At 43.8% G+C, this 14549-nt stretch carries 16 protein-coding genes; 7 read left to right on the top strand and 9 right to left on the bottom strand.

Annotated elements, in window-relative coordinates:
- Window positions 1-138 precede the first annotated feature (138 nt).
- Window positions 139-648 (top strand): glutathione peroxidase, encoded by a 510-nt coding sequence (locus tag AC5WJX_RS13560; RefSeq protein WP_494484941.1) that lies wholly within the window; start codon window positions 139-141, stop codon window positions 646-648.
- Window positions 649-744: 96 nt separating this feature from the next.
- On the opposite strand, the gene mnmA is transcribed toward AC5WJX_RS13560, so the two are convergent.
- The gene (gene mnmA / locus AC5WJX_RS13555) at window positions 745-1836 is read right to left on the bottom strand and encodes a tRNA 2-thiouridine(34) synthase MnmA (protein ID WP_440429557.1); all 1092 of its coding nucleotides are present in this window, start codon (window positions 1834-1836) and stop codon (window positions 745-747) included.
- Between the two features lie 270 nt (window positions 1837-2106).
- Here mnmA and AC5WJX_RS13550 point away from each other — a divergent pair, with 270 nt between their 5' ends.
- Window positions 2107-2955, top strand: a complete 849-nt coding sequence (locus tag AC5WJX_RS13550) for a sigma-70 family RNA polymerase sigma factor (RefSeq protein ID WP_440429555.1) — start codon at window positions 2107-2109, stop codon at window positions 2953-2955.
- A 29-nt stretch (window positions 2956-2984) separates the two neighbouring features.
- On the opposite strand, the gene AC5WJX_RS13545 is transcribed toward AC5WJX_RS13550, so the two are convergent.
- Genes AC5WJX_RS13545 through ribD form a run of 6 tightly spaced genes read right to left on the bottom strand, consistent with a single transcriptional unit; the run spans window position 2985 to window position 7971 of the window.
- Window positions 2985-3302 (bottom strand): hypothetical protein, encoded by a 318-nt coding sequence (locus AC5WJX_RS13545; protein WP_440429554.1) that lies wholly within the window; start codon window positions 3300-3302, stop codon window positions 2985-2987.
- Between the two features lie 37 nt (window positions 3303-3339).
- Complete coding sequence (locus tag AC5WJX_RS13540; RefSeq protein ID WP_494484940.1) at window positions 3340-4536, bottom strand: multidrug effflux MFS transporter; 1197 nt, start codon at window positions 4534-4536, stop codon at window positions 3340-3342.
- Window positions 4537-4550: 14 nt separating this feature from the next.
- Entirely contained in the window at window positions 4551-5414 is an 864-nt protein-coding gene (locus AC5WJX_RS13535) for a nucleoside phosphorylase (RefSeq protein WP_494484939.1), read from the bottom strand.
- A 50-nt stretch (window positions 5415-5464) separates the two neighbouring features.
- Complete coding sequence (locus AC5WJX_RS13530; RefSeq protein WP_494484938.1) at window positions 5465-6070, bottom strand: IMPACT family protein; 606 nt, start codon at window positions 6068-6070, stop codon at window positions 5465-5467.
- Window positions 6060-6920, bottom strand: a complete 861-nt coding sequence (locus tag AC5WJX_RS13525; RefSeq protein ID WP_494484937.1) for an EamA family transporter — start codon at window positions 6918-6920, stop codon at window positions 6060-6062. Before AC5WJX_RS13525 ends, AC5WJX_RS13530 begins: the two co-directional genes overlap by 11 nt.
- Window position 6921: 1 nt before the next feature.
- On the bottom strand, window positions 6922-7971 hold the full coding sequence (gene ribD, locus AC5WJX_RS13520) for a bifunctional diaminohydroxyphosphoribosylaminopyrimidine deaminase/5-amino-6-(5-phosphoribosylamino)uracil reductase RibD (protein WP_494484936.1): 1050 nt from the start codon (window positions 7969-7971) through the stop codon (window positions 6922-6924).
- 47 nt (window positions 7972-8018) lie between these two features.
- On the opposite strand from ribD, the gene prmC reads away from it, so the two are divergent.
- Window positions 8019-8867: a peptide chain release factor N(5)-glutamine methyltransferase gene (gene prmC / locus AC5WJX_RS13515; RefSeq protein ID WP_494484935.1), complete on the top strand. Its 849-nt coding sequence runs from the start codon at window positions 8019-8021 to the stop codon at window positions 8865-8867.
- A gap of 3 nt (window positions 8868-8870) precedes the next feature.
- On the opposite strand, the gene xerD is transcribed toward prmC, so the two are convergent.
- Window positions 8871-9764 carry a site-specific tyrosine recombinase XerD gene (gene xerD, locus AC5WJX_RS13510; RefSeq protein ID WP_494484934.1) on the bottom strand — a complete coding sequence of 298 codons (894 nt, stop codon included), beginning with the start codon at window positions 9762-9764 and terminating at the stop codon, window positions 8871-8873.
- A gap of 43 nt (window positions 9765-9807) precedes the next feature.
- Here xerD and aroQ point away from each other — a divergent pair, with 43 nt between their 5' ends.
- Complete coding sequence (aroQ, locus tag AC5WJX_RS13505; RefSeq protein ID WP_440429542.1) at window positions 9808-10239, top strand: type II 3-dehydroquinate dehydratase; 432 nt, start codon at window positions 9808-9810, stop codon at window positions 10237-10239.
- On the opposite strand, the gene AC5WJX_RS13500 is transcribed toward aroQ, so the two are convergent.
- A complete protein-coding gene (locus AC5WJX_RS13500) occupies window positions 10205-11245 on the bottom strand; it encodes a glycosyltransferase family 2 protein (RefSeq protein ID WP_494484933.1) in 1041 nt (346 codons plus the stop codon). The two genes, aroQ and AC5WJX_RS13500, sit on opposite strands and share 35 nt — an antisense overlap.
- An 85-nt stretch (window positions 11246-11330) precedes the next feature.
- Here AC5WJX_RS13500 and AC5WJX_RS13495 point away from each other — a divergent pair, with 85 nt between their 5' ends.
- From AC5WJX_RS13495 to mgtE, 3 genes are read left to right on the top strand one after another with little or no spacing between them, the layout of a single operon-like run.
- Window positions 11331-11939, top strand: coding sequence for a WbqC family protein (locus tag AC5WJX_RS13495; protein ID WP_440429539.1), 609 nt, complete (start codon window positions 11331-11333; stop codon window positions 11937-11939).
- Window positions 11939-13054 (top strand): magnesium/cobalt transporter CorA, encoded by a 1116-nt coding sequence (gene corA, locus AC5WJX_RS13490; RefSeq protein ID WP_494484932.1) that lies wholly within the window; start codon window positions 11939-11941, stop codon window positions 13052-13054. The genes AC5WJX_RS13495 and corA overlap by 1 nt, the downstream gene beginning before the upstream one ends.
- Before the next feature lie 42 nt (window positions 13055-13096).
- Complete coding sequence (mgtE, locus tag AC5WJX_RS13485; protein WP_494484931.1) at window positions 13097-14446, top strand: magnesium transporter; 1350 nt, start codon at window positions 13097-13099, stop codon at window positions 14444-14446.
- Window positions 14447-14549 lie beyond the last annotated feature (103 nt).

Here is a 14549-nt window from a genome sequence, read left to right as displayed (position 1 = left end):
CTGCAAATAAAGCTATAAATAAAACAGAATTCAAAATTCTGGCTTCATTTAATGGTAATTTGTCCTGTATCTTTACATTACGTTCTCAGTCTGAAACAGAGCCACCACCTATGTTGTTAACCTAAAAAAACAAAAGCAATGAATATACTATTAGTACTCATCGGACTGTTCTTCAGCCCACCAAAAAGCGTTTATGATTTCAAAATGAAAACCATAGATGGAAAGGAGATTTCCTTATCGAAATTTAAGGGTAAGAAGATTCTTATCGTAAACACGGCGTCGAAGTGCGGCTTTACTCCGCAGTATGAGGAGCTGGAAAAACTACATCAGCAATATGGCAAAGAAATCGTGTTAATTGGATTTCCAGCCGGCAATTTCGGTGGCCAAGAGCTTGCCTCTAATGCAGAGATCAAAGAATTCTGTGAAGCGAACTTCGGTGTGTCATTTTTGTTAAGTGAAAAGGTGAGTGTTAAGGGCAGTGATATTGATCCTTTATTCGCTTATCTGACGAGCCAGGAGAATCCAGATTTTAAAGGAGAAATTAACTGGAACTTCGAGAAGTTTCTCATTGATGAAAACGGCAAATTGGTTCATCGCTTCCGCTCGAAAGTTAAGCCACTTAGCGAGGAGATTACGGCAAAGCTGTAGTTTAATACAAACAGCCATGCATAAGAAAGGCCTGCAACACATCAGCGTTGCAGGCCTTTTTATTTATGCTTATTCAATGGTAATTGAAATCCGGTACTAGCACAGAAAGCCACCACCAAGAAGGTCATTGCCTTCGTAGAATACTGCAGACTGTCCCGGCGCAATTGCAGAAACGGAGTGGTCAAACACAACCCGCATCTTTTCTTTTTCCTGTACAATGGTACTTAACATACCAGCATCTTTATAACGGATTTTAGTGATTACATTTTCCATTGGCTCATTGATGCTTTCATACTTCAAAAGATTCACGTTCCGGACCATTGCCTCACGCCGTTCCAGTTCGTCAGCACGACCCAAAACCACTGTATTGCTCTCAGGCAGGATCTGGGTAACGAACATCGGTTCGCCCAAGGCAATACCAAGTCCTTTACGTTGACCGATGGTGTAAAAAGGATAACCTTTATGTTGCCCTACAACCATACCATTGCTCAGAATAAAGTTTCCTCCAGCTACACGATCCTCTAGATCCTCAACTTTGTGTCTTAGGAACGAGCGATAATCATTATCGGGCACGAAACAGATTTCGTAACTCTCACTTTTCTTTGCCAGTTCTTCCTGTCCCATATCTAGTGCCATCTGGCGGATTTCAGATTTAGCAAATGACCCTAAAGGAAATTGCGTTCTGGAGAGGTTTTCCTGAGAAACGCCCCAAAGCACATAAGACTGATCCTTGTTTTCGTCCTTACCTTTAGATATCACGTAACGCCCATTATCATGCTGTCTGATGTTAGCATAGTGGCCCGTTGCGATAAATTCACAATCCAGCTTGTTCGCTCTTTTTAACAAAGCTTCCCATTTGATATGGGTGTTGCAAAGCACACAAGGATTTGGTGTGCGCCCAGCGAGGTATTCATCAACGAAATTGTCGATAACATAATCGCCAAATTCATCCCGGATATCTAATATATAATGTGGAAATCCATAATTAACGGCAAGGGTACGCGCATCATTGATGCTATCTAAGCTGCAGCAACCAGTTTCTTTACTGCTGCTGCCGGAAGTTGCGTAATCCCATGTCTTCATGGTTAAGCCAATAACTTCATAACCCTGTTCATGTAACATCACTGCAGCTACCGAACTATCCACTCCACCACTCATGGCGACCAAAATTCTGCCCTTTTTACTCATAGTAATTCAATGTGATACAAAAGTAAATGTTTTTGAAGGAATGTGTTAGCTAAGGAAGTCAGCAACTTGTAATAATAGTATAGGTTTATCCACGCTGAACTTAAGGATTGGGTTGCAAATCAAGTTTAAGGCAAACCAGTAAATCTTTAGATTACCTAATTTAAATGAAACATAAATGATGAAAATTATATTAAATATTTTTGTTTATGAAGAAACATAGTTTATCTTGTGTTAACTAATAAATTAAAAAACCAAATAAATTAACGCATTATGGTTGCCAAGCCAAGCTCACTGTGGTTTTCAGAAGATCCACTTTTTAACATTTACATCCGGGAAACTAAGAAGTACCGGTTATTGTCTCAGCAGGAAGAACAAGCGATCGGTCAAAGAATTCTCGATAAGGATCCGCGCGCGTACAAGGAACTGGTCACAGCAAACCTCCGGTTTGTGGTCTTTCTTGCACTTCGGTTCGCGTATGACCGTACACAGTTGATGGACTACATCGCAGAGGGAAATCGCGGCTTGATCTCCGCAGCAATGCGTTTTGACATACGATTTGGTTGTAAGTTTAATACTCTGGGAACCTGGGATATCAAGCAAAAGATGCAGGGCATGAAGAGTCTTCGAACAGTTGTTACGATTCCGAGAAATAAGACTGCAATGAGGAAACTTCTGGAATCAAGAATTGATAGATTCGAACAAGAACACTACCGTCTTCCTTCGATATCCGAAATAAGTGAGCTTGTTGCTATGCCTGAAAAGCAAATTGCTAAAGGTCTCGAATATCACGGAAGAACCATTTCCATCGATTCTGGGGAAACCGAAGTAGATTATCGAAATGAGTTGGCTGATGAAAGCGATAATGCGGAACAAAGACTCGTAAAAGGCTCTAACCTGCTCAATGTCCAAAACATCGTTGCTACCCTTCCGAAGCGGGAAGCATTAATTATTAGCTACTCGTATGGACTGCATGGTCAGGACCAAATGACTGCTGCCGAAATTGCGGCCATCTTGGGTTATAGCAAAGAGCGTATACGCCAGCTTAAATATAAAGCCGAAAAAAAGATCAGCGGACGACTAAAGAATTTCGTAGATGCGAAATGGCGCAGCTTTCTATAAGATTTGTATCGGGTTAAATGACGATTGCGTCATTTAACCCGATACAAATTCGGCATAGATTGATTCTCCAGGGCTTTATATGGGCTGCCGTATAAAGGCTGTCGCGCTTTACTGCCTAACTTATTTTCACCGGTTGCACCATTATACAGCAGTAACCCGCCTAAGGCAAGCTCCTGTACTGCAATAATGGGGCTCTTTGTGAGGTTCTTTAATCCTCTTCTGAAGATGAATGCACCTGCCAGTATTGAGATCATGCGCTTGCCAGTACTTAGCCTCACCTCATCGGTTCCGTTTAATATGGTTTTGCCTGCAGCTAAGGCAACAGTGTGTTGTAGTTTGTTAAACATAGGTTTTAGGTGTTAGATCATCCTTTCAACACCCAGATTATGCTATTGTTTTACTTAATTTCATTCGCCCGCTAAGCAGGATAACCATAGCGATGATCGTTGAACCGGCCATTACACCAACCATTGGAAATGCGGATTTTGTTTCGAACATACCCAGCAGCGAAGATGCCAGTGCACCAATCCCCATCTGTATGGCGCCCATCAATGCGGATGCACTACCAGCATTTTTCTTGAAAGGAGAAAGGGACAAGGCAGAGGTATTTGGATTTATAAACCCTAAACAGCAGAGGAATAAGAAAAGCAATGCAATGGTCTCATACAAATTCAACAGGTTAAAATAAGTGCCTGCGCAAAAACAAAGGGTTAATACCAACTGAACACTGAGCGCCACAAAAACAATCTGCTCGCTTTTATAACGCTTTACAAGCCTGCTGTTGATCTGACTCGAGCCAATCAATCCAATGGACAGGATGGCAAAGATCCAACCATATAGCTCTGTACTAACCTCAAACACTTCCATAAACACGACCGGTGAACCTGCAACATAGGCGAATAAACCGGAAAATGCCATTGCTCCGGTAAGTGCATAAGTATAGAAATAAGGCTCTGCAATTACTGACAGAAAGGTTTTGATAATTGGCGCAGGCATTAGAGATATACTTGGATCTGGTTGATACTTCTCCGGCAGCCAGAAAATGCTTGCAAGCAGGTTCAATACACCAAGTGCAATAAGCGCGATAAAGATCGCATGCCAGCCAAAAAGGATCGTCACATAACTTCCAGCGGTAGGGGCCAACATTGGCGACACACCAACGACCAGCATCAATAAGGCGAAAACCTTGGCGCTATCCTTTACTGGAAAGAGATCTCGAACCATCGCCACGGAGGCAACAGCTGCTGCGCAACTACCAAGTGCCTGTACAGCACGCAGTACGATGAGCTGATTTAAAGAGGTAACAAATACACAGCCAAGCGATGCTAGAATGTATAATGCTAATCCAAGGCAAAGCGGCTTTTTACGACCAAAACGATCGAGCAGGGGACCATAAAGCAATTGCCCTAAAGATATCCCAATGAAGAAACTGGAGAGTGATATCGCAACCTGTTCCGTGCTGGTATGGAGATCTTTTGCGATCACTGGAAAAGCAGGCAAATACATATCGATGGAAAAAGGACCCAACGCCGTCAATGACCCCAGGATCAAGATAAGGGAAGTATATTTCTTGTTGTTCATGAATTCTTAAGTTTTTATATTCTTTCTAATACGTGCTGAATGGCCTGGTCCACGATCACCTGTGGACTTTTACTAAAGGCAAGTTTCACGCGGCTGGCAAGGATTGCATTTATTGACAGTGCACGGTGTCCAAGTATTTTTGCCAATGCGTAAATACCAGCAGTTTCCATTTCCAGGTTGGTAATTCGCACATTCTCTTTCTTAAAACTACCCAGTTGTGTGATGAGGTCAGGGAATTTCGCCGTAGCACGTACCTGCCTTCCTTGAGGAGCATAAAAGCCAGGAGCAGTGACTGTGATTCCTTGAGGCAGGTCAGCTGCAATTTGTTGCATCAGTGAAGCACTTGCCGGGCTAAGGTAAGCTTGAACAGCCTCCATTCCTGTTAAATGTTCTTTGATCGCCGTTAACAGCTGATCCGTGTCAGCATCCGGGACAGCTGAATAGAAGTTCATCAGTGAATCTAAACCTAAACCATGGGAGGAGGCCAGAATGGTGCCGATCGGAAGATCATGCTGAATGGCACCTGAAGTACCTATTCTGATGAGGTCGAGTACGCTAAGTTCTGGTTTCACCTGGCGAGTTTCAAAATCGATATTCTTCAATGCATCAAGCTCGTTGAAAACAATATCAATATTGTCTGTTCCAATGCCGGTTGAAACAACACTTAACCGCTTTTTGCCGAGATAACCAGTATGTGTGATGAATTCGCGCTTTCCTTTTCTTAATTCTACGTGATCAAAATAGCGGGATACCTCCGGCACTCGTTCGGGGTCGCCTACGGTGATAACAGTATCAGCAAGATCTTCAGGAAGTAGGTTCAGGTGGTAAATGCTGCCATCCGGATTGATGATTAGATCGGATTCTGAAATTAGGGACATAGTAAATTTTTCGGTGCAAAGGTACGTTTATTCCCGACTAATATTCCTGATCAGAGCTGCTCAATCTTTATTTGATCTACCTGATCTAGTTTCCCAAGGAGTTCCTGAGCCAACGCTTTCCTTACCTCTAACAAAAAGCTGCACTCTAAATCAAACGTTTGTGATTTTACAATTAGCGAGCTTTCTTTAATGATTCGCATTACCTGGTTCAGTTGCAGGTAATCACATCTGACACTATAAACCAGATTTTCGGTTTTCTCAATGATATTGCTGTTTTCAATAGCATCAATGGTTGCCGATTTATAGGCATTGATCAATCCGGGAACACCCAATAGCGTGCCGCCGAAATATCGGACCACAACAACAAAAACGTTTGTCAGTTCAGTAGATAGTAGACTGTTCAAAATTGGGCGCCCTGCAGTACCAGAGGGTTCGCCATCATCATTTAGCCTGTAATTGCTGGTGTCCATACCCAGCCGGTAAGCCCAGCAGTGGTGCCGCGCTTTAGGATGTTCAGCCTTCAACTGCAGCAAGATCGGCTTAATCTCCGTTTCAGCTAAAATGGGATATATATAAGCCATGAACTTACTGCCCTTATCCCTGAAAATTCCCGTTGCAGGCTGTTCTACCGTCTTATATTGGTCCTTAGCTTCCATAATATTGAGCAAGCGTGATCAAAATAATTGCAATAACGGCAAGTGCAACGCCGACAAAGTTTAGCTTGTTTAACTTTTCCCGGAACATGAAATAACCTAGAAGGGTACCAAGTACAACAACACCAATATTCATGGATGCAAATACGACTGAGGGCTGTTGAGCAAATGCTTTATGCGCTTTCAGGTAAAAGAAAATATTTGAAAAATTGAAGAGGCCGAGCAGAATGCCATATAATAGATTAACGATTGCAAAACGCTGATTAGATTTAAGAACCTGGTAGCTGGCCGAGAGCATCGCAATCGGAAAAGCGATACAGAAAACGACCAGCAAAATGCTGGTATAAGGCATCGTTGTATCGGTCGCTAATTTCTTGAACAGGATATCGACCGTGCCGAAACCGAGGAACACCATCAAGGGGAAGAAGATGGATGAATTCCGATGACCTTTGCCTTTGTTAAACAACATCAGGAACACTGACACGAAGGCCAGCAGAAGTCCTGCAATTTTAACCGCACTAAACCTCTCCTGGAAAATCAGGTATGCTGCAAGTAACGGCAGGACCAGAGATAAACGCTGTGCGATGTCAGTTTTGGCAATTCCAATTTCCCTTACTGATCGCGACAAGATCCAAAAGATGGTCGGCAGAAGTATACCAAGCAGGTAGTAGAGGGCTGAAGCAGGCAGTTTAAGCGTATGAATGTCGGGCTTAAAAAAAAATATACACAGTAATATCGCTGTCAGGTAGTTCCAGGCGATGGCCTGCTGCACATTTATGCTGTAGCGTGCGGCCAGTTTAAATAATACGCCAACGGTTACACTGCAGAGAATGCTTATCAGAACATATATCATACTATCCGCGATTCTGATGTATAAACAGCGTGTCCGTGTTTAGCGGGATTATTTCTTCAAGATAGCCATTAATCTGCGGCGCGGTGATCCCTTCCTGCCAGTTTGTGCTTGACTTGATTACCCTAGCCTCGTCCCAGAGACCAGCAGCTATGAATTGATTCAGAATGTTTGCCCCACCTTCGATGATGACAGATTGTATGTCCATCAGATAAAGCTGAAATGCAATTTTCTGTGGAAGATAAAAGGTCATGTCTTCCATTTGCACGAAATGGTTGGTTCCCTCAACGTCAGTTTTTACCTCATTAAGGAAAATAGTTTTAACCTGATCGTTATAAACATGGCTGCTTTGAGGAATGTCTAGTTTCTTATCAATGACGATACGTATCGGATTAGATCCCGGCCATTCCCGTGTATTTAATTCCGGGTTATCCGTCATCACTGTTTTCTTGCCCACCAATATGGCGTCTTCTTCGGCGCGCCACTTGTGCACCAGCTTTTTGGAAAGTGGATTACTGATCCATTGTTTTTTATTGATCAGCGGGGTAAAGTAACCGTTCGCAGTTTGCGCCCATTTTAGAATTATATATGGGCGTTGCTTCTCTACTCTGGTGAAAAATCGTTTGTTCAACACACGACCTTCCTCTTCAAGAACACCCTGCTGCACTCTAATGCCGGCAGCTTTCAGCTTTTCTATTCCTTTGCCGTTTACTGCGGGAAATGGATCCGCATTGCCGATGATGACTTCTTTCACTTCATGCCGGATCAGCAGGTCGGCACAGGGAGGCGTCTTGCCGAAGTGTGCACAAGGCTCCAGGCTTACGTATACCGTTGCCGACTTCAGCATTGCCGGTGCGCGCTCCCCGTATCGTTCAATTACATCATTCACTGCGTTTACCTCCGCATGAGCAGTGCCGATTTTCTTGTGAAAGCCTTCGCCAATGATTTTACCCTCTGAAACAATGACGCAGCCAACCATCGGATTTGGACTAACATCGTTGATCCCGAGTTCCGCTAGCTCAAGGCAGCGTCGCATATAATCTTCATGAACCATCGAGGCAAAAGTAGTTATATTGTTCGATTTAGTTACTTTTACCCGCTATGAATTACAAGGCGCTGAAGGAACGGTTCAACCAGTCTCTGGAAAAAATTTATCAGGATCAGGAGTGCTCCGGGCTCTTCTATATAGCACTTCAGAAGATCGCCGGTTTTACCAGGATGCAGTTTCTGGAACATCAGCTGCAGGAGGTACCAACACAAACCAGAGAGGCAATGCAAGCGGTACTCGACGCCCTTTGTTCCGGAAAACCAATTCAGTACATCCTGGAGGAGGCCTGGTTCTACAGGCTACGCTTCAAAGTGAATGCAAATGTGCTGATACCACGTGATGAGACTGAAGAGCTGGTCGACCTGATCATCAGGACAGAACGGGGGATGGGTCTGCAAAAGAAACGTTTGCTGGATATTGGCACCGGCAGCGGCTGTATCGCCATAGCAATAAAAAAAAATCTGCCTCAGTTTGAGGTCTCTGCGCTCGATGTCTCAGATGGAGCGTTAGCTGTGGCTCAAGAGAATGCGAAAATCAATGCTGTCGATGTCTCCTTTATCCAGGCAGACATCCTGACCTACCAATCCGAAGAACAATACGACATTATCGTTTCCAATCCACCTTACGTGAAGAACGAGGAGCGCCGGGACATGCACCACAATGTTCTGGCCTACGAACCACACACCGCATTATTCGTCTCTGACGAAGATCCTTTGATCTTTTATCGAGCAATCGCCGACTTTGCATTAAAGAACCTGGTTAAAGGTGGACGCCTGTACTTCGAAATTAACGAATACCTGGGCCGCGAGATGGTGGCATTAATGGCGGAAAAAGGTTTCAGCGATATCCAGCTGATCCATGACCTGCAACAAAAGCTCCGGATCCTGAGCTGTGTACATTAATCACTAATTACGCGGATGATATGACCGGATAACCGAATGCAGATATTCCCGGTCCAAGTGGGTATAGATCTCGGTCGTGGTAATACTTACATGCCCAAGCATAGCCTGTACCGCCCGTAGATCTGCTCCACCTTCAATGAGGTGCGTTGCAAAGGAGTGCCGGAATGTATGCGGACTGATCGACTTCTGCAACGAAGCCTTTTCCGCCAGCGATTTAATCATGGTGAAAACGGATATTCGTGAAAGCGTGCTCCCAAACTTATTCAGAAATACATAGTCCTCCATACCCGGTTTAATCTTTTGTTTGTTCCGGACTTCGTTCAGGTAAATGGTCAGGTGCTTTAGCGCAACACTGCCAATCGGTATAATTCGTTGTTTGCTGCCTTTCCCTTCAACCAGAATATAGTTAGCATCCGCATGGATATCTGAGATCCTAAGCGAGATCAGTTCTGAGACCCGGAGTCCACAACCATATAGCACCTCTATAATGGCCTTGCTTCGAACACCTTCAGGCTTGGATAGGTCTATGGCAAGCAGGAGTTGATCGATCTCCACAATACTCAATACATCCGGGAGCTTTCTGCTGATTTTGGGCAGCTCCAGTAAGGTAGTCGGGTCATCTTCCACAAGCTCCTCCAGGCACAGAAACCCAAAGTAGGATTTCAATCCAGAGATCACCCTTGCCTGGGAGTTCGGTAGCATGCCGAGTTCATTAAGCCAGGTAATAAAATCAATAAGATCCTGGTGTGTGGCCTTGGCTGGGAGCTTGCCGGCCGGTTCCAGGAACTGCAGTAGTTTGTTTACATCGTTGATGTATGCCTTAATGGAATTCCCTGACAAGCCACGTTCCAGGCGCAGGTACCTACTATATTCCCTGATATAAGCCGCTTTAATCACTTAAATATTTTCTACTATTGGTTTTAACTTTTAAGTTTGATCGATGAAGATACAAATTATAAACGGCCCCAACTTAAATCTGCTTGGGCTCCGGGAGCCGGGCATCTATGGAAATCAGGGCTTTGATAGCTACCTGGAAGAACTGCGCAAGAACTTTCCGGACCTTTCCATAGACTACTACCAAAGTAACGTAGAGGGCGAACTAATTAACAAAGTTCATGAAGTGGGATTTTCATACGACGGCATCATCCTTAATGCTGGCGGTTACACGCATACATCGGTTGCGCTTGCAGATGCTATTGCAGCCATTAAGACACCTGTTATTGAGGTTCATATTTCAAATATATATGCCCGTGAATCTTACCGGCATGTGTCTTTAACCGGAAAAAATTGTAAAGGTGTGCTCACAGGATTCGGAATGGACGGATATCGTCTGGCAATCACTTCTTTTTTACAGGAGCGGTCTGGAAGTTAAGCTTATTAAACAACTTGATCTTACTAATAAAGAATGCCCAAACGATGCTTCCATGGTACACGCCAGTCAGAGTTTGAAAAGGTAACTGTTGTGTTGTTCGTTTACCTGCTGTTTTTCGATAGTGCTGAAAAAAGTTAAAGTGTGCTTTGTTAATTGCCCAGGCAAACTTGAATTCGCCCTTCAGTAAAAAGTGTATCCATGCAATGAAGTCTATCCAGATTCTGGCAAAAAGCATGGTGTACATTTCCTTTGCAGGCAGGTTCTTTTGAAGTAAGTACAGGTTATTCCTGAAGTTAAGGTAGGTTTTAAACGGATTGGTTGAATTGAGGGTTCCACCACCTACATGGAAAACCTCAGCCGAGGGGCAATAAACGACTTTGTAACCCAAGTTCTTCAGTCGCCAACAAACATCAATTTCTTCCATGTGTGCAAAGAAATCGGGATCCAATCCGCCAACCTGTTTCCAGCAGGCGCTCTTTACAAACAATGCCGCGCCGCTCGCCCAAAATATTTCAACCGCATCATCATATTGACCTTGATCGTCTTCAATGACATCGAATATTCTACCTCTGCAAAATGGAAAGCCAAACTTATCCAGAAAGCCGCCTGCCGCGCCTGCGTACTCGAACTTTAAAGGTTCATTGAAACTCTTGATCTTGGGCTGTGCAGCTGCAATCATCGGATCTTTCTCCATAACCTCAATGATGGGCCTGATCCAGTTTTTCGGGACCTGCACATCCGAGTTTAACAACACATAATAATCCGCGTTAACTTGACTCAATACCTGATTGTAACCGCCCGCGAATCCATGGTTCACCGGGTTTTGTATAACCCTTATTCCTGGATAGCTTTCCTGAAGGAAGCGCACAGAACCATCCGTAGAAGCATTGTCACCAACAATAACCTGGAGATTATTATAATCAGTACCTAAAACCTGCGGCAAAAACGACTTCAGAAATGAAAGGCCATTCCAATTTAAAATGACTACAGCAACACTCGGCTCCATTTAAAACAAGAATTTTTTTTCAGTAAAAGAATGCGCTTTTTTTATCATTAATTTGTGGCTTGAGACTGCAAACATAATTTATCAAATGCAAAGTATCGCAACATTTCCCCTTTTTTATCTTCCGCCGGTAAGCTACTTTTCTGCATTGAAAGCCGTTAATTTTGAGTTTGAAATTGAAAAGTGGGAGCATTTTCCAAAGCAGACATTTCGTAACCGGGCTACTGTAGCCTCGCCGAATGGCCCATTGAATCTATTTATTCCGGTAATAAAAGGATCTAAGTATCATACAAAAATTAAGGATGTCCGGATCAGCTACGACTTTAAATGGCAGCGGTTACATTGGATGAGCCTGCAGACCTGCTATAGGAACTCTGCCTATTTCGAGTACTACGAAGATGAGATTGCTTCCTTTTATCATAAACAGACCAAGTACCTGTTCGACTATAATTTGGAACTGTTGCAATGGCTCTTCAAACAGATCAAACAACAACCGGATCTTAAATTCAGCCAGGAATATATAAAAGAGTTGCCGGCTGCGGTAGACTACCGGGATGCAGGACGATTTAAAACTGAAAATAATCAAAACCTGAAGCCTTACTTTCAGGTATTTGATGACCGGAATGGCTTTTTACCAAACATGAGTTTTGTAGATCTCTTGTTTAGTCAAGGTCCTCAGGCCAAATTATATCTGTAATGAGCAAGCGCCACAAGAAATTAGAGGTTAATCAACGATGTCAGCCGGATACCGGTTCAAGCCCAGGTGCGATATATCTGGATGAACGTTCGCTGGAGCCACGGATTACACTTCATAACATTTCGGCGGAGAGTTATAGCAGCCAGGTCATCCCAAGTCTGAGCGAGGTGCTGCCTCTGGTAAATGATACTGACAAGATCATCTGGATCGATATAAAGGGTTTCAAATCTATCCCAATGTTTGAGCTGTTGCAGCAGGAATTTGGAATCAACAAGCTGACCTTAGAAGATATCACCAGAACGCATGAGCGGCCGAAATTCGAGGAGTTCGCCAATTATGCCTTTGCAACCAGCCGTATGTTAATCTTCAATGCGGAGCGGGAGCTGGAGAATACGCAGGTGTCATTTATTCTGATCGGCAATGCGCTGATTACCTTTCAGGAGAATTACGAAGATTGCATCCAGCCGGTTCGCGAGCGATTAAAAGCAGGCAAGGGTAATATCAGGATCGGTGGCGCCAGTTACATCATGTATGCCATTATGGATGTGGTTATAGACACCTATATTGAGATCCTTGGGAGTTGGGCCGACGAACTGGATGCACTTGAAGACCGGTTGATGGAAAAACCCGAACGTTCCATCATGTACGATACCCAAATGATAAAACGCCATCTGATTAGCATCAGGAGGGTGGCCTGGCCCGAAAAGGACAAGTTAAATGACATCATCCGGTCCGACAGCCCCTTTATCCAGGATCAAACCAAGTTGTTTATTAAAGATGCTTATGATCATTGTATTCAGGCAATTGACCTGATCGACTCTTTAAAAGAGATATCCATCAGTAATATCGATATGTACCTCAGTATGATCAGTATCCGGATGAATGAGATCATGAAAGTGCTGACCATTATTTCATCAATATTCATCCCGCTCACTTTCATTGCCGGTATTTACGGGATGAACTTCGCCAGGCAGGATCCAATTACAGGGAAGACGATGCCGATGAATATGCCGGAACTTTACGCACCTTACGGCTATTTGTATGCGGTAGCGTTGATGATATTGATTGCTGTGATTCAACTGATATATTTTAAGAAAAAAGGCTGGTTTAAGTAGGCATGAACAGCTTTCGGCCATATTTTACTACCTTAGCGAGCCATGCAGTCCTTCGAGCTCGATAAAACAGATTTTTCCAAAATAAAACTGGCGCTTAGCGGCGACAATAATCAGCTCCAAGCTGTACTTGCGGAATACCACGCATCTGAAATCGCAATCCTTTTTGAGCGTCTTGGAGATGAAGACCGCCGACGCATCATTAACCTGCTGCCTGTTGAAATTGCCTCCGAGGTAATATCCGAAATGCATGAGGAAACGCACCCGGAAGAACTCCTGCTGAAGTTACACCCAGACAAGCGCACGGAGATTGTCGAAGAGCTTGACTATGACGATGCTGCCGACATCATTGCACAGCTTGAGCATAATGAGCAGCAAGAGCTTTTGGACGATTTGAGTGAAGATGACGCCTCAAACATCCGTAACCTCTTAAGCTATCAGGAAGACACCGCTGGTGGCTTGATGAATACGGAGTTTATCCGCATCAATTTAAATCTGACCAAGAAGGACGCAATTGATGAAATTATCCGTCAGAGCGAGGACATGGAGGAGTTCTACACCATTTATGTAGTAGATGACGTCAATACCTTCCAGGGGATTGTTTCACTGAAAGACCTTATTAAAGCCCGAGGTAACCTTAATATCTCCGAACTTGTGAAAACAGACATTGTCTGGGTAAGTCCTGATACCGATCAGGAGGAAGTAGCGCGCTTAATTTCACAGTATAATTTAACGAGCATTCCGGTGTTAACGAGTGACATGAAGCTCTTGGGCAGGGTGACGTTCGATGACGTAATCGATGTACTGGAGGATGAAAACACAGAAGACATTCTGAAGATCTCCGGTGTAAGTGAGGATGAGGAACTGAGTGGTAATTGGCTGGATGCTGTTAAATCCAGATTGCCATGGCTAATCATCAATCTCGGAACAGCATTTCTGGCTTCGGCAGTTGTTCGATTTTATGAGCCCACCTTAGCAAAGATTGCTGTACTGACGGCGTATATGACCATCATTGCAGGAATGGGTGGTAATGCCGCTACACAGGCTCTCGCAGTTACCGTAAGGAGGATCTCGCTCTACGATCTTACGGACCGGCAAGCATACAGAACGGTTCTTAAAGAGTTCACCGTAGGTTTGATTAACGGCGGGGTAACTGGACTGATCGTATTTGGGTTCTCCCTGTATTTTGATAGCAACCATCTTATGGGATTGGTCATCTTTCTCGCGATGACCGGTAACTTGATTGTGGCTGGAATTGCCGGTGCAGCCATTCCGCTACTCTTAAAGCGGGTGGGTATTGACCCGGCGATTGCTTCGTCAATTATCATTACAACCTTCACTGATATCTTTGGCTTTTTTCTTCTACTCGGACTAGCGAGTCATTTGCTGCTATAGTTACCTGCCGGTAGCCCTTCAAACGTGAAACGTTGATGATTAAAAATCCATATTGAAAATCAATATGTTACACTTTTTATGAAAATTTGAGAATTTTTTCTAA

Source organism: Pedobacter sp. NEAU-ZC8, from assembly GCF_059278965.1.
Note: the sequence above shows the minus strand (reverse complement) of the source record. Positions and strands in the feature narration are given on the sequence as shown.

Coding starts and splice junctions, on each gene's coding strand:
- AC5WJX_RS13560 (WP_494484941.1), top strand. CDS start 139: ATGAATATACTATTAGTACTCATCGGACTGTTCTTCAGCCCACCAAAA.
- mnmA (WP_440429557.1), bottom strand. CDS start 1,836: ATGAGTAAAAAGGGCAGAATTTTGGTCGCCATGAGTGGTGGAGTGGAT.
- AC5WJX_RS13550 (WP_440429555.1), top strand. CDS start 2,107: ATGGTTGCCAAGCCAAGCTCACTGTGGTTTTCAGAAGATCCACTTTTT.
- AC5WJX_RS13545 (WP_440429554.1), bottom strand. CDS start 3,302: ATGTTTAACAAACTACAACACACTGTTGCCTTAGCTGCAGGCAAAACC.
- AC5WJX_RS13540 (WP_494484940.1), bottom strand. CDS start 4,536: ATGAACAACAAGAAATATACTTCCCTTATCTTGATCCTGGGGTCATTG.
- AC5WJX_RS13535 (WP_494484939.1), bottom strand. CDS start 5,414: ATGTCCCTAATTTCAGAATCCGATCTAATCATCAATCCGGATGGCAGC.
- AC5WJX_RS13530 (WP_494484938.1), bottom strand. CDS start 6,070: ATGGAAGCTAAGGACCAATATAAGACGGTAGAACAGCCTGCAACGGGA.
- AC5WJX_RS13525 (WP_494484937.1), bottom strand. CDS start 6,920: ATGATATATGTTCTGATAAGCATTCTCTGCAGTGTAACCGTTGGCGTA.
- ribD (WP_494484936.1), bottom strand. CDS start 7,971: ATGGTTCATGAAGATTATATGCGACGCTGCCTTGAGCTAGCGGAACTC.
- prmC (WP_494484935.1), top strand. CDS start 8,019: ATGAATTACAAGGCGCTGAAGGAACGGTTCAACCAGTCTCTGGAAAAA.
- aroQ (WP_440429542.1), top strand. CDS start 9,808: ATGAAGATACAAATTATAAACGGCCCCAACTTAAATCTGCTTGGGCTC.
- AC5WJX_RS13500 (WP_494484933.1), bottom strand. CDS start 11,245: ATGGAGCCGAGTGTTGCTGTAGTCATTTTAAATTGGAATGGCCTTTCA.
- AC5WJX_RS13495 (WP_440429539.1), top strand. CDS start 11,331: ATGCAAAGTATCGCAACATTTCCCCTTTTTTATCTTCCGCCGGTAAGC.
- corA (WP_494484932.1), top strand. CDS start 11,939: ATGAGCAAGCGCCACAAGAAATTAGAGGTTAATCAACGATGTCAGCCG.
- mgtE (WP_494484931.1), top strand. CDS start 13,097: ATGCAGTCCTTCGAGCTCGATAAAACAGATTTTTCCAAAATAAAACTG.